This is a genomic window from Streptomyces xylophagus, from assembly GCF_000716435.1.
In the GTDB taxonomy this organism is placed as follows: domain Bacteria; phylum Actinomycetota; class Actinomycetes; order Streptomycetales; family Streptomycetaceae; genus Streptomyces; species Streptomyces xylophagus.
On the sequence record NZ_JNWO01000008.1, the window covers coordinates 133,137 to 153,821 of the forward strand.

13 protein-coding genes and 1 tRNA gene are annotated in these 20,685 nt (G+C 65.7%); 5 read left to right on the forward strand and 9 right to left on the reverse strand.

What is annotated here, in order from left to right; all coding sequences use genetic code 11:
• The first annotated feature begins 31 nt into the window (after positions 1–31).
• Positions 32–1,669 (forward strand): DoxX family protein, encoded by a 1,638-nt coding sequence (locus tag OO70_RS20650; RefSeq protein WP_043673276.1) that lies wholly within the window; start codon positions 32–34, stop codon positions 1,667–1,669.
• A gap of 150 nt (positions 1,670–1,819) precedes the next feature.
• On the opposite strand, the gene OO70_RS20655 is transcribed toward OO70_RS20650, so the two are convergent.
• The 3 genes from OO70_RS20655 to OO70_RS20665 form a co-directional block, all read right to left on the reverse strand.
• On the reverse strand, positions 1,820–2,551 hold the full coding sequence (locus OO70_RS20655; RefSeq protein ID WP_043673279.1) for a nucleotidyltransferase family protein: 732 nt from the start codon (positions 2,549–2,551) through the stop codon (positions 1,820–1,822).
• 96 nt (positions 2,552–2,647) lie between these two features.
• The gene (locus OO70_RS20660; RefSeq protein WP_043673283.1) at positions 2,648–3,103 is read right to left on the reverse strand and encodes a hypothetical protein; all 456 of its coding nucleotides are present in this window, start codon (positions 3,101–3,103) and stop codon (positions 2,648–2,650) included.
• Between the two features lie 226 nt (positions 3,104–3,329).
• Positions 3,330–4,466, reverse strand: coding sequence for an ABC transporter ATP-binding protein (locus tag OO70_RS20665; RefSeq protein ID WP_043673286.1), 1,137 nt, complete (start codon positions 4,464–4,466; stop codon positions 3,330–3,332).
• Between the two features lie 224 nt (positions 4,467–4,690).
• Between OO70_RS20665 and OO70_RS20670 the strand changes: the two genes are divergently transcribed.
• From OO70_RS20670 to OO70_RS20690, 4 genes are all read left to right on the forward strand, one after another.
• A tRNA-Thr gene (locus OO70_RS20670) sits at positions 4,691–4,764 on the forward strand.
• Positions 4,765–5,661: 897 nt separating this feature from the next.
• Positions 5,662–6,069 (forward strand): head decoration protein, encoded by a 408-nt coding sequence (locus OO70_RS20680; RefSeq protein WP_051741447.1) that lies wholly within the window; start codon positions 5,662–5,664, stop codon positions 6,067–6,069.
• A 76-nt stretch (positions 6,070–6,145) separates the two neighbouring features.
• Entirely contained in the window at positions 6,146–6,763 is a 618-nt protein-coding gene (locus tag OO70_RS20685) for a major capsid protein (protein ID WP_043673291.1), read from the forward strand.
• The gene (locus OO70_RS20690; RefSeq protein WP_078651477.1) at positions 6,763–7,284 is read left to right on the forward strand and encodes a DUF1643 domain-containing protein; all 522 of its coding nucleotides are present in this window, start codon (positions 6,763–6,765) and stop codon (positions 7,282–7,284) included. The genes OO70_RS20685 and OO70_RS20690 overlap by 1 nt, the downstream gene beginning before the upstream one ends.
• A 97-nt stretch (positions 7,285–7,381) precedes the next feature.
• On the opposite strand, the gene OO70_RS20695 is transcribed toward OO70_RS20690, so the two are convergent.
• The 6 genes from OO70_RS20695 to OO70_RS20720 form a co-directional block, all read right to left on the reverse strand.
• Positions 7,382–10,822 (reverse strand): Swt1 family HEPN domain-containing protein, encoded by a 3,441-nt coding sequence (locus OO70_RS20695; protein WP_043673297.1) that lies wholly within the window; start codon positions 10,820–10,822, stop codon positions 7,382–7,384.
• Positions 10,823–10,889: 67 nt separating this feature from the next.
• Complete coding sequence (locus tag OO70_RS20700; protein WP_043673300.1) at positions 10,890–13,667, reverse strand: DUF1156 domain-containing protein; 2,778 nt, start codon at positions 13,665–13,667, stop codon at positions 10,890–10,892.
• A 152-nt stretch (positions 13,668–13,819) separates the two neighbouring features.
• Positions 13,820–17,425: a helicase-related protein gene (locus OO70_RS20705; RefSeq protein ID WP_078651478.1), complete on the reverse strand. Its 3,606-nt coding sequence runs from the start codon at positions 17,423–17,425 to the stop codon at positions 13,820–13,822.
• 94 nt (positions 17,426–17,519) lie between these two features.
• The gene (locus tag OO70_RS20710; protein WP_043673303.1) at positions 17,520–18,698 is read right to left on the reverse strand and encodes a hypothetical protein; all 1,179 of its coding nucleotides are present in this window, start codon (positions 18,696–18,698) and stop codon (positions 17,520–17,522) included.
• Positions 18,695–19,234 (reverse strand): DUF4365 domain-containing protein, encoded by a 540-nt coding sequence (locus OO70_RS20715; protein ID WP_043673306.1) that lies wholly within the window; start codon positions 19,232–19,234, stop codon positions 18,695–18,697. The genes OO70_RS20710 and OO70_RS20715 overlap by 4 nt, the downstream gene beginning before the upstream one ends.
• Before the next feature lie 161 nt (positions 19,235–19,395).
• The gene (locus OO70_RS20720) at positions 19,396–20,685 is read right to left on the reverse strand and encodes a hypothetical protein (protein WP_234336894.1); all 1,290 of its coding nucleotides are present in this window, start codon (positions 20,683–20,685) and stop codon (positions 19,396–19,398) included.

Consider the following 20,685-nt stretch of genomic DNA (forward strand, 5'->3'; position numbering starts at 1 on the left):
GCAGTGTCCTAAACACACGTCACTCGGTTAGATGAGTGTGGACACCAGAACACCCCGCACACCCACGGGGGACCGCTCGTCGGGATTCGACGACGCTCCCGCGCTGAGCATGGTGAAGGTGCCGAGCGATCCGGCGCAGGTCATCGTCAATCATGCGAGCTTCCGCGTGCAGCTGGGCGCCTCGACGCGCACCCAAAACCCGCGCCTCGCACGGCACTTGAGTGCCGCCGAGGACACCGCCCGGATGCCCGCGGCCGGCGCGGGTGCCGCGCGCCGCAGGCCCGTCGTCTGGAGCGGCAGGTCCGCCCCGGACGACACCGGCGCCATCCGGCTCCTCCAGGCCGTGCGGGGCAGCGGCGTCCGCCACGGCGACCAGCCGGCCGGCGACGCCGGGGCCACGCAGGTCATCCCCCGTATCGAGGACGCCGGTTACAGCGGCGGCTACGACGGCGACCTGACCGCGCAGACCCTCGAGACCCCCCTGGTCGGCGCCCAGCGCGGCCACGACCACGACACCGGCGAGAACCGACTCCTGCCGCAGATGCGGACCGTGGGCAGCGCCTACGACGAACCCGCCTACGGGGACCGGGAGTTCGAGGACTTCGGCGCGGACAGGACGGACGCGGAGCAGGACCGACGCGCCAAGCGCTACGGCAACGACCCGGTACGGCACGCCTATTACCCCGGCCGCCGTATGAACCTCGGCGTCGTCCTCCTCCCGCTCCGCATCTTCCTTGGCTTCATCTCGATCTACGCCGGCATGGGCAAGCTGTGCGACCCCGTCTACTTCGACGGCGGCAAACGCGGCTCCATGGTCAAGTGGCTCAACACCCTGCACCCGTGGGAAGTCGCCGAGCCACTGCGGCAGTTCGCCCTCCAGCACCCCGTCGGCTCCGGGCTCGTCATCGCCTTCGCCCAGGTCATCGTCGGCGTCCTGACGATCCTCGGCCTGTGGCAGCGGGTCGCCGCGATCGGCGGCGTACTGCTCTCGGCCGCGCTCATCGTCACCGTCAGCTGGAAGACCGTTCCCGCCTACGACGCCCCCGACATCATCTACCTCGCCGCCTGGTCCCCGCTGATCATCGCCGGCGCCCCCGTCTACTCCATCGACGGCCGCCTCGCGGGCAGCGCCTGGCGCCGCCTCGGACCCCGCGCCGACATCTGGGAGTTGCGCCGCTACGTCCTGCGCCGCGGCGCCCTCATCACGGCGGTGTCGATCGGCCTCACCCTGCTCGTGGGCTCGCTGCTCGGCGGCGCGGTCCGCGACTCCAGCCGCGTGGTCGTCCCCGGCCCCGGCGAGGCCCCGCGCAACGAACTCCCCGGCACCCCGCTCCCCGGCGAACCGACCAAGGGCCACAGCAGCAGCCCCAGGGCGTCCAAGTCGCCGTCGCAGCACGCCACTTCGGCCAGTCCGTCGGGCGCGGCGACGACCCCGGGCGCGACCCACTCGTCCGGTACGGCCACCAGCGGCGCCCCCAGCCAGACACAGGGCACCGCGGGCCGTACGCAGCCCCGCCAGTCCACCCCGGCCGGCCAGGCCCCCAGCACCACCTCAGGACCCACGTCGGGCGGCGCCACCACCGGCGGCACCGGCTCCAGCGGCGGCACCGGCACCGGAGGCTCCTCGTCCTCCGGCCAGCCGGGCCTGGTGGGCGGCCTGTTGGGGTAGCTGGGCCGGTGGGCGGCTTGTTGCAGCAGTCACCGCCCACCGGCTGACTCCGGCGAGTATGAGGAAGGGGGCCCGCACTTTTCAGTGCGGGCCCCCTTCCTCACCCTAGGGGCGCGGGGAACTGCGCGCCCAGCCACATACGGCCCGCACTCAACGACCAAGCGCAGCAAGCTCTTTCGCGGCTTCCCGAAGATCCTTGGCGGTATCGATGGCCCGCCAATACGCCCCCTGCGGAATCGGGAACCCGGCCAACCGCAACTCACGCGCAAGGTGAGGGAACGTCGTCCGCTCGTGATCCCCCCGCTCCGGCAACAACCCCGCGAACTCGGGCGAGAAAACGTACACCCCCGCATTGATCGCGTACTGCGTCGGCGGCGACTCGATGAAGTCCGTGACGCGCCCGAAGTCGTCCGTCTGCACGGCCCCCCAAGGGATCCGCGGCCGAGCCAGCGCGATCGTGGCGACGGCGTCGCGCTCGGTGTGGAAGTCCGCCATGTCGCGGAGCGAGAAGCGGGTCCAGATGTCACCGTTGGTGGCGTACCAGGGGCTGTCCGGGCGGGGCAGATGCGCGGCGGCGTACTTGAGGCCGCCGCCGCGGCCCAGGGGCTCCGTCTCGACGACCGTGGTCACGTCGACCGGCAGATCGGCTGTTTTCAGCCAGTCCTGCAGCACCTCGGCGAGATGGCCACAGCTGACGACGACGTCGGTCACGCCCTCTTCGGCGAGCCAGACGAGCTGATGGCCGATGATCGGCGTCCCCGTGCCGGGGATCTCGACCATCGGCTTGGGCCGGTCGTCGGTGTAGGGGCGCAGCCGGGAGCCCTGGCCACCGGCCAGGATCACGGCTTGGGTGGGGCGCGACGCGGCGTTCGAATCGGTCATGACCCGAACTGTACGTGGCGGCCCCACCGCATCTTTCGGCTGCAACCGTTCCTTAATCAGCCGTTACCGACCTCCTACTCCGGGCACCGGCTCCGGTCAGCTGTGCGCGGCCATGACCCCGGAGGCGAACGCGGTGTCGCACACGGGGCGGGCGTAGGACTGGGCGCGCGTCGCGCCGTAGATACGGACCGCTGCGCGGCCCAGTGCGCGGGCGATGGAGGTGCAGTGCGTGGCGAGCGACGGGTGGCCGTTCACCGCCTCCTGGAGGTGGGTCAGGACGACGCCGGGGTTCTTGTCCTGGAGCTCGGCCATGAGCTGGTCGCGCAGGACGTCCTGCGGGGCGCGTGCGGCCGCCCGCGAGGAGGCTCCGGCCGCCGTGACGTCCGTCGCGGTCAGCATCGAGCTGGAGGGGCTCCCCGACCAGTTGACCCGGGTGACCGCGAGGGTGCCGGAGAGCACCATGACGACGGGCAGGACGAGGGCGAGGGTGCGGCCGACCCGGCGGGCGGGGCCCCGACCGCGTCGCGGCTGTTGGTTATTGGAGTGCTTCACGCGTGTGAGGGTAGCGTCCGGTAATGATTTGGCGACATTTAGTCACCAATTCGGGGGATGGATTGGTGCCTCGCATTGGGTAGGGCGTTGACGAACACTGCTCGAAATGACGGGTCTGCCGGGGTATTTGTCGACAGCGGTCGGACGACTCTCCTCAACTGCCCCCAACGGGAAGGGCCCCGCGGCGATCCGCGGGGCCCTCTCCGTGAAACATGCGAACGTTTGATCAGTCGGTGAGGCGCTCGCCCGTGGAGGTCGAGAACACGTGGAGCTCACCCGGACGCGGCACCACGTGGAGCGTGGAGCCCTTCTCCGGCACCGAACGGCCGCTGACGCGGACGACCAGGTCCTTCAGGTCGTCGCCGACCTTGGCGCTGCCGTAGACGAAACCGTCGGCGCCCAGTTCCTCGACGACGTTCACGGTGACCGCGAGACCGGCCGGGGCGTCCTCGGTGTCCTTGGTGAGGGACTTCGCGGCCTCGCCGTTGTGCTCCTCGATGTCGAAGTGCTCGGGGCGGACGCCGACGGTCACCGTACGGTCACCCTTGTCCGAGGCGGCCTTGAGCGCCTCGCGGTTGACCGGGACGACCGAGTTGCCGAACTTCACGCCGCCGTCGGTGATCGGGACCTCGATCAGGTTCATGGCGGGGGAGCCGATGAAGCCGGCCACGAAGAGGTTCTTGGGACGGTCGTACATGTTGCGGGGCGAGTCGACCTGCTGGAGCAGACCGTCCTTCAGTACGGCCACGCGGTCGCCCATCGTCATGGCCTCGACCTGGTCGTGGGTGACGTAGACGGTGGTGATGCCGAGGCGGCGCTGCAGCGACGCGATCTGCGTACGGGTCGAGACACGGAGCTTGGCGTCGAGGTTCGACAGCGGCTCGTCCATGAGGAAGACCTGGGGCTCACGCACGATGGCGCGCCCCATCGCGACACGCTGACGCTGACCACCGGAGAGCGCCTTCGGCTTGCGGGCGAGGTAGTCCGTGAGGTCGAGGATCTTCGCCGCGTCCTCCACCTTCTGGCGGATCTCGGCCTTGTTGACGCCGGCGATCTTGAGCGCGAAGCCCATGTTGTCGGCGACCGTCATGTGCGGGTACAGCGCGTAGTTCTGGAACACCATGGCGATGTCCCGGTCCTTCGGCGGCAGGTGCGTGACGTCGCGGTCACCGATGCGGATGGCGCCCGCGTTGACGTCCTCGAGCCCCGCGAGCATGCGGAGCGAGGTGGACTTGCCACAGCCGGACGGACCGACGAGGACGAGGAACTCGCCGTCCCCGACCTCGATCTCCAGACCGTCAACGGCGGGCTTCTCGGTGCCCGGGTAAATCCGGGTCGCCTTGTCGAACGAAACAGTGGCCATGGTGAAGGCCCCCTTCTACCGGCAGGAACGTGCCGGACGATCCGAGTAGGAAGGTGGTTGGTGTAGTCCACATGAGTGAACTGGGTACGGACGGTACCTGGCGTTTGCCCGGTCTGTCAGTACCCGAGGCCATGTGAACTTCGCGGAAATTTTCGACAGGGTGCGTCGGGGACCTGGGTACACTGCACCAGGCACGTGATCGCGCATGTCTCGCACCCGTGCAGGCCTCCTTAGCTCAGATGGCCAGAGCAACGCACTTGTAATGCGTAGGTCGTCGGTTCGAATCCGACAGGGGGCTCCTTCGAAGGCCAGGTCATACAGCTTGTGACCTGGCCTTTCTTCGTTCCCTTGAGCTGGTTTCGGTCTAGACCACTTGCCGATTGGGCCCCGAAGTAGCCGGATGGGGCCTGATCTGGGGCCCGCGCGGATTCGGTTCATCCGCCTTCAGTGTCTTTCTCCGAGTATGTGGTGATGAGGTCCAAGCAAGCTGAGGCCTTCGCGGCGTGCATCCTGGGCAGCATCCGTCTGGTAGGTGTGGGTCGCCATCCGCGTCGACGAGTGCCCGAGCATCGCGTGCACTACTTTCAGCGCGGTGCCGGCGGCCAGCGCCAGACCCTCGGCCTCGTGGCGGTTGTCGTGGAGCTGGATCGGCAGCAGGCGGGACAGCTCTACCGGGCGGTCTCAGCGGTCGGAGAAGAGTTGCGGGTGGTACATCCTCCAGTCCGGCGACGCGGGCGCGGTGCTCCAGGCGGCGCGAGTTGTCGGAGACGATCCAGTTGAAGACGTCCGGGGCGCGGCGGGTGCGAAGGCCACGCGTCTGTGCCAGTTCGGCAGGAGCTCCGTCGTGGTCTCAATTTGACATGACGTCACTCCGGCCGTGGAGGACCCGAAATCAACGGGCGGCAAAGGGAGCGCAAGGATGCCAAGCAAGCCCAGTTGACCGAGGTCGAGTGCCGCGAGCAGACCTCCACCGGCCCCGCCCTCGGGCAGTCCCTCCGCGATCTTCCGTCGCGCTCCGGCGAAACTCCCTCGCGACCCGGCTCGCTGGGCCTGGACACTGCCCGCCGCCGTGGTCACCTCAACGACACTTGATGCCCCACGGGGACGGCGCTCCTCCACTCCACCCGCGGACGACGGCACTGCCCGGTGACCGTACGGACTCGCTGCTCACACGGCCTGCCCGAAGGAACCTGGCGTGGATTTCCAGCCGATCACCTACTCCGAGTCCACCACCGCCGACCGCCCTTGGCTCGCCTCCCGGCACGGGCTCGACACCCCACTCACCGTCACCCTCGACGTCGCCCTGTTCACCAGCGGCACGCACTACAGGCTCAGCAGCCTCCTCCAGCCGCGCAACACCTTCCTCGCTGGTATCCCGGGCCGGGTCACCGCCACCGGCCTCTACGGGCTGTGGGACAAGGCCGCCACCGACGGCCGCGCCACCTTCACCGGCGTCCTGCTCGCCGAGGTCTCCTTCGCCGCGACCAGCGCTCGCGCCGGGGCGGCCCTGCTGTGGCACGGCGTCATCGCGGCCGCCCACATCCCCGGCGGCCTCAACCCGGCGGACATCGCCCAGTCGACTGCGCAGATCCACTTCATCTGAGGAGCCGCACCGACCATGCTCGACACCCTGCTGCGCGACATCGACGCCGCCGACAGCAAACGCCTTCGCCCGCGCCATGACCACCCCAGCCGACTACGAGCTGACCCGCACGGGCATGCCCGAACGCCGTCTGAACTCCGTCAAGTTCCGCGCGTACGACGCCCAGACCGCCATAGTCCGCCGCCAGGCCGAGAAGATCATCACCGAGGGCATGCTCCCGCCGCTCGGCCAGAAGCTGCTGATCGGTGAACTCGAACAGATCCTCCTCGACACCTCCCGCGGCGCCGACTCCACGGAGTTCGTCGAGCTGCTCTACGACTACGTCGAGCGTCGCGTCGAGTCGATCCACAACCGAATGGAACAGGCCGCCGGCGACCTCCTAACCGACAGGATCTCCACCCTCAACGGCGAGAACGGCCTCCACCTGGAAGCCGACTTCGGCGTCCCCGCCGCCAACATGCCCACGGCAGCGAAGCCCTGGTCCGACCCGGCCAGCGACACTCTCGCCGACGAACTCCGATGGATCGAATACCTCCGTAAGTCGCGGACGTTCGTTACCAAGGAGGCCCTTAGGGGCTACTGGTACCCGCTCATCAGCGGCGTTCCAGAACTCGCCGACCTGCGCAATTGGTGGGCGTCGTACCATCAAGAGTCGGCAGTCATCCGGCTGAAGACTGCCCCGATAGAGGTGTGATGACCGCGCCGGTCGCTGTTTCCGGAGCCGATCAGCGGATGTTGTGCGCGATTTTGCTCAACCCGCCCCTGCGTCCCGCAGCGGAGACGATCTCGCACCGCAATCTGCTTGCCGCGCTACCACTGATCGGCTGCACCGAGCTGAGGCTGGCCAATCTGATCGATCTCCAGTCCAAGGACCAGACGCAGCTGGCCAGCCTCGTCGTGACGGAGCAGGACCTCGAAAGGTCCCGCCAGCAGCTGTCCGAGGCGATCGAGGGGGCTGATGAGGTTCTGTTCGCCTGGGGTACCGGGAGGATCACCGGTGTCGTGGGAAGACTCCTCAAGGAGCAGGCTGCGTGGGTGCGTACGCACGTGGACGCCCGTGGTCTGCGAAAGGTCTGGATGGTCGCCGGCACGCCGAGACATCCGTCGCGGTGGCGGCAGTTCGTCGGCCCGGAGAAGCAGCGTGTTGAGGGGAGTTCATTCGAAGAGCGGCTGGCCAAAGTGCTGACCAGCCATGAATCGAGTGCGCTTCAGTAGCAACTGCTATCTCGCCTGTCATTGGCGACTGGACAGAGAGCCGTGCGCTCGGCGACCACGGGTCCAAGATCCGAGGCCGCCGAGCGCGTCGTCTGAGCTATTCGTCCTCGAAGCCGTACTGCTCGAACTTCAGGGTGCGGGCATTTTCGGTGACGACTCGTACCTTGTCGTCCGAGTAGCCGTCCTTGCTGTGCGCCTCGATCTCCAGGCGGATACGTACCTCGGCCCCAGGAGCGGACCGCAGGTGCGGAAGGATTTCCTCGACGAACTTCGCGAAGTCACGACCGCTGCGCTCTGCATCCACTGGATATGACCCGAAGAAACGGATGTTCCGGATCGGCTCCGGCTCTGGAGCAGGCGGAGTCGTTTGCCTCGTGGAGACGTCGGCGGGGCTGCCCTCACTGGACGTGTCGGCGTCATCGGCTGTTGGCGAATCGCTGGCTGCCCGCGCAGCGGCCTCACGTTCCGCTGTTCTACGAGCAGCCTCGGCCAGATCTCTTTCCCGCTGCTCGTTCGCCTGCTCGGGCTTAACGAGCAAAGTGGCGTCGGTTGGCAGACCGAAGGAATCCTGCATGGGTAGAGAGAGACCGACGTAGGTGCTGCTTGTTTCGTCGTATCCCTCGGCAAGCGCGAATCCCTCGGCTTCCCAGGTGATTCCCTCCGACAGGACGGACAGCACAGCCTGTTCAAGTACGGACCGGTCCCGAAGGCGCATCAAGTAGGGGTGCTTGCGGTAGTAGTTCCACAGGGCACCGAGCGAGACGTGCCCGGACTCCCAGACCGGCCGCAAGTGGGAGTTGAGGTCCAGCCGGATATTGAGGGCGCCGAACACCGTGGTGAACTGCCCTGCGCTCACCAGCACCTTGGAAGCCCGTACGGCGAGCCTGTCTTCGCTGCCTTCGCAGCGGATCGGACTGAGTACGTACTCCTTGTCGCCCTGTGGCTGCTTCGGCACGATCAGCCAGGTGTACGTACCCGCGATCCTCAGATTGACCGTCTCGTCCGCTTGGGCGCAACGGCTCTCGGCGAGGCCGGCCTGCTGGGCTGTGAGGTTCAGTCCGGCTTCCCCTCGTTGCGCGTACGCGTCCTTCCATGCAAGGTAATCGCGTACGGCGTCTTCGAGCTCCTCGAGGCGCCGATCATCAGGAGCGAGAAACGCCAGCTGGTTAACGTTCACCCGCGTGGCAGTGCCGCGCTGCTTGAGGCACTTCTTGACGAACTCCAGTGCCTTGGTGTCCTTTTCCCCTTTGCTGTGGAAGAACTTGGGGTGCAGCAGGACCAGCCGGGCCTCTTCCAGGTCCGGCACGTCAGCGGTGCCGTCCGGGGCGGTGTGAACCCGAGCGAAGTCCCCGGAGGGTTGCCTCTGGGTCCGGTTGAGGCGGTCGGCGATCTCCGCCCAGACTTCCTCGGGACGGTCGCGCAGCGCCTCTGCAGCATCTTGAACATGGCGCGTGATGGACGCCTGGGTGCTGTAGTAGTAGCGCCCGCTTTCCGGGTAGAAGAACGTGGTGCGTTGACTGAGCAAGTCGAGTGCGGAGCCGAAATTCCCGATGGTGTCGCCGGGTACGGCCGTACCCAGCCACACGTATTGGCGGTCGATGCCTTTGTGATCGCTACGCAGGGTGGGTGCCGAGCCGAAGTACACCGTGCGGGCGAGCCGGCGGGTGAGCCGCCGCTGGCCGAAGGTGGTGCGCTCCTCGTCGATCCGGACGGGGACGGACCCTTCTCCGTCGACGTCAGTGGAGATGATGACCTTCCACTCGTCGTCGAGGTACTGGTTGAGTTCGCTGACGACCTTCGCATCCTGGAGCGGGATCGAGCCGGGCATGATGAGGGGCCCTGGGTCGTTCGCTGCCCACAGCGCGTGGACGACGGTGCTCATCATGCGCAGCACACCGCGGGTGCGCTGGAACCGTTCCAAGGTCGACCAGTCCTTGTAGAGGCGGTCGAAGAGCTCGGGGTGTATCGGGTAGGCAGCCTTGATCCGGTCCTCGTACGCCGGCTCGGAGCATTCGCGGGGGAACTCGCCCTGTTTCGAGCGGTAGAACTCGACGAACTGCCTTGCCACAGCGGCGATTTCAACTTTGCCATCGGTGTCGGGCGCTTCGAAGAGTCGACGTCGGACGATCTCGAAGGACTCCTGGGCGGTGGCTGGCTGCCAAGGGTCGGCCACGCGCCGTACGACATTCTGCAGCCGTTTGAGGGCGGCCTGACCATGCAGACCACCGATCTCCAGATCACTGGCGCCGGTCGAGTCTGCGTCGCTGCCGTCCGCCTTGTGTGATGCCGGAATAGAGACGACCAGAAGTGCGCCGGGGACCGCCTTGACCGATTCGGTCAGGGTCTGGGCGAACGTGAACTGGCTGTCGAAGGTGCCGGCGGGCAAGTCATCCTTGCCATACAACTCACGTGCATAGGCGACCCATTCGTCGATGAGGATCAGGCAGGGGCCGTAGTCGGCGATCAACTCCTGCAGCGCCCGGCCGGGGTTGGTGCCGGCTTCGTCGTCCTCGGCGATTCGGTCGTACGCTTCCCGGCCGCCGAGTTGCCAGGCGAGCTCGCCCCAGAGCGTGTTGACGTGGGTGCCGTCGTCTTTGAGGTCTCCCTTGGCCGGCCTGATCCGATTGCCGACAAGCGTGACTCGCTTCACTTGACCTACGGAGTCCCAGGCGACACCGGAGTCCGCGATCAAGTCGTGGAGTTCCTGCGGGAAATCGGCGAGCGGGGTTCCGGAGGCCAGGTGGTACAACGCCAGCATCGAGTGGGTCTTGCCCCCACCGAAGTTGGTCTGGAGGTTGATGACGGGGCTGGCGTTGGAGTCACCGGAGAGCCGTCGAGCTGCCCGGGTGAGGAGGTCACGCAGTCCTTCGGTGAGGTAGGTGCGCTCGAAGAACCGGACTGGGTCGGTGTATTCCTCGCTGCCCTCGTTACGCTTCACGCCGTCCAGGTCGGCGGCGAACTCTGCGGAGGCGTAGTTTCCGGAGGCCACATCGCGGTGCGGGCGGATGATCTCGCGCCAGGGCTTGATGCTCTGGCCCCTGACCAAGCCGGGGACACCCACCGCTGCACGAGCCGACTCCTTCACCGCCTCGCGGGTCTCGGTCTCGTACATGGCCCGCAGCAGGTTCTGCTTCTCCTTACGGGCAGCTGCTGCCCGCTCGGTGTCGCCGGCCGACGTCAATAGCCGCTCGACCAAGTCGAGCACGTGCGCGGCATCTTCGGGGCTGTACCGCTCGTTGTGCGCCCACTTGTTGCGGTGATCGCGGAGGAGAGAGGCGATGGACTGCTCACCGCGGGAAAGCTTGTCCTTGAACCCGGCCCGCCACTCCTCGGTGATCACCTTGAGGAGTACAGCCGGGTCGGACTTGGTGTAGACCCGGTTCGTTCCGAACTTCTGGCTATCGCGGGCCTCGAGGACCTTGATCCAGTCGCCCCCGTCGGGCGTGGCGGCTGTCATGATCTCATCGACGAAGGGCTCCAGTCCCTGCGCCAACAGTTCGAACCCGCGATTCACGCGGTCCCGGTTGCTGATTGCCATCGCCTGTCCTCGTCCCCGTCCTCTGTCCTTCTGGTGCTGATGTCTATGGTGCAACGGCCCGCAGTTGCTACTCCTCGTCGAACGTGAACCCGTCCTGAATCAGCTTCGGAGCGGAGGCCGCCTGCTTGCGCGCAGCAGCGGTCAGATCGGACCAGGACTGGCCGAGGCCGTTGAAGAGGATCGCGTCTTGAGCCAGGCCACGCTTCTCGCAGATGGCGAAAAGTAGATACGCCAGCTCCTGGGCGACATCCATATCGACGCGGGTACGGGCGGCCGCCATGAGGCGGGCTGCGGCGTCCCCGCCTTCCTCGTCCAAAGCCTTCGCAAGGTGCAGGACAACTTCCCAGAGGCTGATGCGCTCGTCGGTCTCTGGATGCCAGTCGGAAGGCAGCTCAGAGAAGGGCAGCAGTTTCGCCTTGCCGGCGACGGCTCGGAAGGCACCACCGCGTTGGACGCCCTCGACGGAGGTGTTGCGGCCTCGGGCAAGGTTGTCGGCGTCGCCGAAGGAGCCCTCGTTCCAGCCGAAGTTCTTGAACCATTGGACGCAGAACCGGGTGTCAGAGTCGAAGTCGCCCTCTTGCTCGGACAGCACTTCGTCGAGGGTCTGGTTGATGAGGATGAGTGCAGTACGCACGCTCATCGGCTTGCCGTCAGACTCAAGAACCTGGGCGTAGCGGGAGAAGACGGCCATGCCGGGGCCGATAGCCGCCTGCGCAAGGTCCACCGGAGGGATTGCACCTTGCTGGAGCTCCCCGAGCTTCTCCGGCATTCCATCTTTGAGAGCCGCCAGAAAAGAACCGCGCGTGATTGTTGCTGCATCTTCAGGTCGCGGTCGACACGCAAGGACAATTGACGACGCAAGCGCATTGCTTGCAATATGGCGAGTCCGCCCTGAACGCTCAGTCCGCATAGGCCAAGTACCTGTAACAACCCAACCTGATCGGATCATTCCCTCAAGGAGAGTCTCCCAGCCGGTGGAGGCTTCCCCTTCGTGATCCGTTTCAGACTGCCTAAAGGCGTAATATACGGAAATCGGGGCCCGGTGATCGGCATCCTTGCGTAGGTTAGTGAATACGCTGACGAAACCATTCTCGAAGAATTCCTCAGCGCGAGCATCGCTACCATGGCGGAAGGGGTCGGCGATCAGTTCCTCGTTCTTGGGGGTAAGCAGGGTGCCTAGGTGCTCTGGATGAACGTGTCGCAGACTACGTCGAAGCCATACGTAGTAGAAGTCGGCCAGGTCTGCGTAGCCGACGTTGTCGTAGTATGGCGGGTCCGTCGAAACGAGCAGGCCAGAGTAGCTGCGACTGGCTGCGTTTACCTGCTCTACTTCCCCACTTCCGCTGGGCAGCAAATCGAGAACGCGAGACACCCAGTTAGCACTGGTCAGGATCTCGGCAGGGCCAGGCTGGAAGCAATTTGACTCTGCAAAATCCCAACTCATTGGAATTGCTTGGAGCTTGAAAAGCCCTCCCACGCCTTCTTTGCTCGGCGCAGGATTCCAAATATTCAGGTTCGTGAGGGATGCAGTGATTCTGCTAAATGCCATTCCTAGGTAGGTGGACACGGAATCCGCATACTTCTCGGGGAGAGGATTCCCTGAAGTTCGAGCGTCACGCAATACGTGATCTCGCGCTTCCAAAACTAGATCGCTGAAAGTGGTGAGAGCGGTCAGTTGTCGATTGGTGAAGAGGTCTGAGTGGTGAGTCATGCCATAGCCCTGAACTCGGAATCCCAGCGCCGCCTCGGGAAGTTCTGAATCAGGAATGTCGTCAGGTTGCGGCACCTGCGCGGCCTGCTCATGTTCGGAGTTAGGTGGGAGATAGACTCGCCGCCGCTTACCCTCGGCTGCGACTGCCATCATCTGATATCCGATTCGACCCGCTTTGCCCTCTGAGCGCAGGTAAGTCAGGGGCACTGAGTCCCGGCACCCGATGCACACAGCGCCGGTGCGTTGCACCGTGCCATCTGTACCCTTCTTCGGGGCCTGCTTGATATCGTGGCTGATCTCGAACTTAACGTTGCCACCCTGCACCTGCGGAACGACGTAGGCTTCCTTGCCTTTCTTCTTTCCCAGCCACCAGGACTTGACTAGCGGCATCTGGATGCCACAAGCAGGGTTCCGGCACTGGACGGTACGCGCCCAGATCCACGCGATAACGTTGGCTTCGCTGCCGTCATCCAGTTTGGCTTTCGGGTACAGGTGGCCGATCCTCTTCTCGGCCTCGTCGCGCATCCACTCGCCGTAGCGACGAACGTCTTCTGCCAAGCCGGTGGCCTTCGGCCACATCCCTTCGGCCTGGCCGTCCTTGCTCAGCTTCTCCTCAGCAGCTCCTGGGAATACCGGCGGCTGGCCAGCCCACTTCGGAGGGATCTCAATCAGGGCCTTATTGATCAACACTGGGACGGGATTGAGGTCCGAGGCGTGGGCCTCCAAGCCCAGACGCTGAGCTTCGAGCGGAATCGAGCCGCCGCCCGCGAAGGGGTCCAGGATGGCAGGGGGGTTGCCATCTGTGGACTTAAGGATCTCCTCATGGGCCTCGCGCAGTAGCGCATCGTCCGTGGTGTTCTCCCACACCACAAGGCGTTCAATGAGGCGGAACAGCCGCTGACGCTCGGCAGTAACCGCTTCCTCCGTCGGGAACTTGTCTGGGTGCGAGGAAGGGTCATCCACAAGCTGGGCGAAGAGCACCGCTCGGCACGCGGCGAGAGGGCGACGGGCCCACCACAGGTGAAGCGTCGACGGGTGCCCGTGCCGGATGGACTTCTCTCGCGCGGATTCGCGGTTGATCGCTTCCAGCGGCAGCGCAACCTCGATCAGTTTACGCTTGGGCGTGGTCGTCATGCAGGGCGCTCTTCTCTTCGGGCCAGGCGGGTAGTGCTGGGTGGCTGGAGACGTTCCGTGGAACGAACAGCTCAGTCGACAAGTATGGCGTGTGCCGCTGACAAGCGTTCTCCCTTCGGCTTATACAGCTCCTGCCTCTGGTGCGACACGCGTCAGTGAGGGTGCGCGCCCTGCTCCCACATGCGCTTCCAGTGGAAAACGAACTTGGTCACATTGAAGTCGTCCGTACTCGTCTCGTGGAAGGGCTGCGTCAGGTACCGCACCTCGTCGTGCTCCGACCCGTCGGGGGAGACCGACACCAGGGCGAGGCGGTACCGATCGCCGACGTTCTTCGCGTGCAGCACCTCGTTGCGAGTGATCGTAAAGTCTTGGGATCCCGCAATCCGGCCCTTGACCTCCAAGTTCAGCAGGCCGCTGCCGTCTGCAGTCCAGGACCGGAGGTCGAAGCCCTTGTTGTTGGGTGGCATCTCTTCGGGCTGGCGGCCAAGGCGCTGTTCGGCGTCGATCACTGCCATGACGGCTCGGCGTTCGACGGCAGCTGTGTCTCGCACAGCAGCAGTGACCGCCGCGGAGTCAAGTCGTCGACCGAGTAGGCGATCGACAAGCCCCTGGGGCAGCACCAGCGCCCCACCCGCCACGCGGGGCGGACGAGGCAGGAGGCGTTCGTCGAGATCCAGTTCATGCAGCCGTCGCTTCAGCCGTTCCTCCAGGTCACTCGCGCGGCGCAGCGCAGTCTCGGGGCGCAGCTTCAGCTTGCGTCCCTGGCTCTGCGCATCGAGGAGCTCAAGATGACGGGCGTACCAGAAGTCGATCTCTTGAGTGAGGCGCTGTCGCACCTGTTCACGGGTGCGCTGGATCTCCGGAACGACCCGATCTCGTACAGACCGCAGATGGTCGTGGACCGCGTGGTCAGCGGCCCAGGCGATGGCCGTCTCCTCCATCCCGTCGGCCAGCCAGGGCTGTCCGGCGAACCGGGCGGCTTCCTCCGCCACCAGGTCTGCTTCTTCCTCTGTTGGAGGGTCGTAGTCCAGGTAGGGGGCAGGGCCGGCAGGGATCGCCGAGCCGTCGGAGGTGAGTTCGACGAAGTCGAAGCGCTTGCTGACGACTCTTGAGCGAGGACGTCCGTCGGTGATCTCCTGTGTGAGTGCGACGAGCAGGCGCGGAGCCCGGCCAGGGTCGGCGCGGTCAATGAGGACACTGCCGGTCTTGAGTACGGCTGCGTGCCGCTCGACCGTGGCGTCCACGACCGCATCCATCAGCGGGTGGCCCGGCGCAAGCAGGGCCGCCTCCGCGCGGCCCTGTCGGCGGATCAGCTCCCGGTCGAAGACGATTCGCTCGTACCGACGCAGCACCGGGGCCGCCAGCCCACGGTGCGGTGAACGGTTCAGCAGCACGGTCGGCACATTCGTGATCTCAAACCGGCCGGTCTCCCGCTTCGCCAGCCGACCGCCGAGTTCTATGAATGCCGCCCGGAAGAATGCCTCGACATAGTGGGGCTGAAGCCGTCGGGCGCGAGCCTCTTCCAGCCGTAGCCGGGTCTCGGCCACCTCGGTTTCGCCCAGTAGATCGCTGTGAAGGGCCCGCTCCGCGAGCAGCTCGTCGAGTCCTTCGCCGACTGTGCTGTCAATGACCTCGTCCAGGCGGGCCCGAACTTCGGGCTGATCGCCATAGCGGACGGCTTCCATGAGAAGCCGGTGCAGTGGCTGCTCCTCGAAGGCTTCGCCGAGCACGTCGAAGATCTGTCCACGGTAGGCGCGACGCTGGTGTTCGATCTTGTCCAGGAGACGTTGGAAGACGGCGCCTTCACGGGTGCCGGCAGCGACGAGATTCCACAGGTGGCACACCTCGGTCTGGCCGATTCGGTGGATACGGCCGAAGCGCTGCTCGATCCGATTGGGGTTCCATGGCAGGTCGTAGTTGACCATCAGGTGGGCGCGCTGCAGGTTGAGGCCCTCGCCGGCAGCGTCCGTGGCTACGAGGACACGGACATCGCGTTCCTGGGTGAACAGCTCCTGGACTCGGCGGCGCTCCTCGCGCCGTACGCCTCCGTGAATCAGCTGGACCGCCTCGTTCTGGCCGAGCAGGCTGCGGATGCGTTCCACGAGATAGTTGAGGGTGTCCCGGTGCTCGGTGAAAATGATGATCTTGCGAGGATTGCCGTCATGATCGCGGATCTCGTCCCGATCTTGCAGCAGGGTGCGCAGCTCGCTCCACTTGCGGTCAGTGCCGGAGAGCCGGACCTGTGAGGCTAGCCGGACCAGCTCACCGAGCTGGTTGATCTCGACCGTGAGCTCGGTGGCGGTCCGGGCCGCGGTGGCCGCGTCCAGGACTTCCTCTTCCAGTTCTTCGAGTTCGTTGCCATCCAGGTCGTCGAGACGTTCCTGCCAGTCGTCATCGCCGTTCATGGCGCTCAGACGACGGGTGAGCTCAGGGTCTTCCGATCGGGCGCGCCCGGTGGGACCCGCCAGCATCTCTTGATGGCGACGGACCAGGCGTTCACGGCGCCGCTGCAGGGACCGGAGGATCGCCTCGGGGCTGGAAGCCAGACGGCGTTGGAGAACGGTGAGGGCGAAGCCGACGGTGTTTCCCCGGCGCCCGTCGCCAGCTGCTCGGAGTCTGTCTGCGCGGTTCATCTCGTTGCGGACGTACTGAGTGACAGCCTCATACAACTCGTGCTCGGCTGAAGACAGTTCGTATGGAACGGTGTAGGCGCGGCGCTCGGGGAAGAGAGGCTTGCCCTCGAAGGTAAGCAGGTCCTCCTTGACCATGCGACGCATGAGGCCACCCGTGTCGAGCGTGTGGACTCCCTCGCGGTACTTGCCCTCGAATCGGTCCGAGTCGAGCAGGGCGAGGAAGAGTTGGAAGTCGTCTTCCTTGCCGGCGTGCGGGGTCGCGGTCATGAGGAGCAGGTGACGGGCGATGCGGCCCAGCAACTGCCCGAGCTGGTACCTCCGGGTGGTCTTGAGCTCGTTGCCGAACCAGCGTGCAGACATCCGGTGGGCCTCATCCACGACCACCAGGTCCCAGTCCGAATCGTGGAGCTGCTCCAGGAGCTCCTCCGATCGCGACAGCTGATCCATGCGGGCAATCAGCCGGGGATGGTGCTCGAAGACGCTGTTGTCCGGAGTCGAGTCGACGAGGGAACGGTTGAGCAGCTCGAACCGCAGTCCGAACTTGTCGAGCAGTTCGTCTTGCCACTGCTCGACCAGTGAGCCGGGGGCGACGATCAGGCAGCGCTCCAGGTCACCGCGGAGCAGCAATTCCTTCACGTACAGCCCGGCCATGATGGTCTTGCCAGCGCCCGGGTCGTCTGCGAGCAGAAAACGCAGCGGGGTACGCGGCAACAGCTCGCCGTAGACAGCGCGGATCTGGTGAGGCAGCGGCTCGATGTCGGAGGTGGTGACGGCCAGCATGGGGTCGAAGAGCCCCGCCATGCGGAGCCGTAGCGCTTCGGCAGCCAGACGGAAGGCGGAGGGATCGCCTGTGAATCCGGTGCGGGCGGTGGGCGCGTGCAGGGTGAGGTTCGCCTCGTGTTCTCGGTACAGAAACACGCTGCCGAAGGCGCCGGAATCGTCTCGGTAGACGACCTCCATCGCGCTGCTGCCGCGCCAGTCAGCTCGTACCACGGTGACGGGGCCGGAAGCGCTGAGGCCGCTGATGCACGCTCTCGGAGTCAGCTCCTCCAGCTTTACCCCAACAGGAAAGACGCCGGGGGCCACAGGCTGTGGTCTGCCGTCGCCGACTCCGCCGATGGGCATACTGCCTCCCTGCCATGTACGTACCGTGATCGACAGTAATCTCTACTGGATGGCGATGGCAGGGTGCTGCGGGAATTACGGACGTTGAGGCTGCTCAGTCACGGATCTCTTCGACAGTGCAGCTCTGAACGCGGACGAGGTTCCAGCGATTACCGAACCGCTCCAGATCGCCCTGGACCAGTACTTCCTGCCCGTCCAAATGAGCTCGGCCCACTCGGTCGTAGTCGTCAGCGGCCAGCTCGACGTGGACCCTCATGGCGCGACTAGTCGGCTGGTCGTCTGGCCGACCCAAAAGAATCACCGAACCCGGCCCGGTGGTGGATCCCCGCTCCATCTTGGTCACGAACCCCCGCACGGACACCCCCTGTCGCCCGAAGCGATCGCGAAGGTACTCCGCACCAAGCTGTAGTTGCCCAATGATGTCGGGTTGGAACCGGAGGATTCCCGAAGGCTGCTCCATCGGCAAGCTGCTCGCCCACGCGGCCCGTAGCTCGAAGGGCACCTTCCCATGGGAGGAGAGCTCAGTTAGCGCTTCACAGACGTTCGCCGAGAGACCGCGCTCGGCATGCTCAGCGAAGGCCGAGAGGTCACCCGGGTTGATCACCGCATGTTCGGCTGCAGCATGCGCGGCAGCAGCACCTTCGTAGAAAGCTGTGGAGACTCGCCGGGCGAGAGGAGTCCCGCCGTAGCGGCCCTGGGCATCGAGTGGCAGTTGCTCGGGCACTCCACTATTGAGCGGCACTTCAGCAGTCAGGATGTAGCTGCCTGGCTGGGCAAGCCCCAGAAGGACACGGCGGCTGAGGAACTCGTACACCTGATTCGGCTTACGGCCAGGCTCAACTGGCCGCGGCTGCTGGTTCTCTAGCCAGGTGGTGGCTCGGTACGTGGCACTGACGAACAGATCCCTCAGACTGGCCACAGCCCGGCTTCCTTCGGGAAGCCAAACCGTGCCCGAGGCGAGTCCCTCGGGCAGGAGCCGCACATAGTGCACATCCGTCTGGGCCTGCCCGATGTCTCGGAGGATCGATGACGGCTCTCGATCTTCGATGATGGCCAAGGTGTCGAACAGATAGCGCAACTGCCGTACGTAGTCGGCGAGGCGAGGGTCCTTGGGCAGCAGGACATCCATGACGCCGTCCGTCAACTGTGTCGCCCAGACCTCAGCGCGCTGCTGGTCGTCGGTGAGATACCAGCCCTGTGCGTCGAGGTAGCGTCGGAGGAGCTCGGGGCTCAGGGACCGCAGAGCTTGCTCTGGTAGTTGTTTCTGTGTCATTGGACCGGCACCCCCCGCCCCTTCATGCGCAGGCGATCCGCCAGAGCGAACATCTGCACAAGACCATCTTTGCTGAGCAGGTTCTCACGCGGCACTGACACCGCGACTGGTGAGTCCTTCTCCAGGTCGTGACGCTGCGGCTCGCCATGGAGGCATGTCCAGTAGGCGGCTTGGTGCAGAGCCAGCCGCTCATCCGATGCGTCCATCCAGGCATCGGCATCATCAGGCACTAGGACGACCACCAAGAACAGGGGAATCGCAAACTCGGAGGCCGGCTTCGCAAGTTCGTTGTAGTACTTGCTCTTCAGGGTGTGGGTGATGGTTGAGCGGCCCACCCTTGCCTTCCGGGTGCACTTGACTTGCACGCCGATCATAGGGTTCTTCAGCAGGCCAAGCGGTCCGGGGTGCCCGACGACGAAGTCCATCAGGTAGTCGTCTTCGAGTACCTTCTGGGCGGTCATCCCGGCGGCGGTGACGACGGCCTGGACGAACACCTCACCGTAGCGGCCCTGATGGACCTCGCGGTTCAATGCCATCCAGCGTCAGCCCCGCCCCATCATGGTCGATGTCCCCCGCGTTGGACCTGGTTACGCGCGTGTATCTCCTCCACCGCGGAAAGCGGTGCTCACACTTCTGCAGTGATCGTAGTAAATGATGTCCTAGACAGGAAGCCACAACGGCCGCCGGTCGCGGTGCCCTACGCCTTGCCGCCCCCGCCCCGCAGGGATGACAGAACCAGGCGCCCATACCGTGTGGTGAGGGCTGCGGCGGTGGCGGCGACCGACAGCGCGAGCGAGATGAGTAGGTGTGCTGTGGAGTGGTCGTCGAGGACCTGCAGGATGCTGAGGGCGGTGCCGAGCGGCAGGCCGAGAATGGTGAGGACGCCCAGGGCTCCGCTGATCTGTTGGCTGTCCTGGGTCTGTACGAGCCTGCTGTAGTCGGCTGCTTCGGCCAGGATTTCGTCGAATCGTGCGGGGAGCCGGTGCTGGTTCTGGAAGGCGAGCAGCAGGTCGTTGGCCGTGCCGTGTGCGGTGAGGTGCTGGCGCCAGTAGGTGCTGCGGAAGACGGCGATGTTCCGCTCCAGCGTGGCGACGGGGCGTGCCAGCGGTGAGGAGTTGAACACTTCGGAGAGTTCGTCGGTGAGCTCGTCGATGTGGTCGCGTTGGAGTGAGCCGAGGAGCAGGGCGTCGAGGTAGACGGTTCGCGAGTGCAGTGCGCCGAATTCGAAGAAGTCGCCCGCACCGGTGTCGGGCCGGTGGCCGAGGAAGGCGGCCCCTTGGCGTAGTACCAGGGCGCTCCAGTCCGCGGAGATTCTTACGACGTCCTTGAGCTGTTTTCCGGCGGTCTCCGGTGGCAGGGGGAAGTCCTTCGGTGTGGAGCGTGATGCCAGTTGCCACAGCCAGCGGTCCGCGGTGGCGGGCAGTGCTCCTTCGAGGTCGGCTCGGAGGGCGGGAGTGTGGCGCGCCGTGGGGGTCATGAAGGCGATGGTGTAGGGCTGGGCGAGGGCGAACGGCGTGTCGGGGTCACGGACGTCGGCAATGCCGGCGAGAAGGCCAGCCGGATCGAAGGGCCCGGTGAGCAGTACGTCAGCGGGGCTCGGCGTGAGCAGGTCGTCGGCGGGGTTCGGCCGCCGCCCGGCCAGGGACCGCAGTATGGGCAGCAGCGGTCTTTCCACGCTCAAGTGAAGGACAGCGAGGGCGTGTTCGGGATTGCGGGCGGTGGCTGCGCGGAGAAGTTCCAGGCCCAGCAGGTGCAGCCCGTCGTGTTTGACGTCCAGCGGCAGGTGCCAGCGCCGTGGCCGTCCCGGTGCCCCGTACAGTGCGCGGGCGGAGGCGGGGGCGAAGTAGGTGGACCGGGTCTGGGCGTCGGTGCGGCGGTTTCCCAGCTCGAATGGGAAGGGGCCTTCTGGCCAGCGGGGGACGCTCAGCAGCCGTACCGGCAGGACGATGGTCAGTTCCTGGCGTGCCCCTGTGACGTTTTCGAGCAC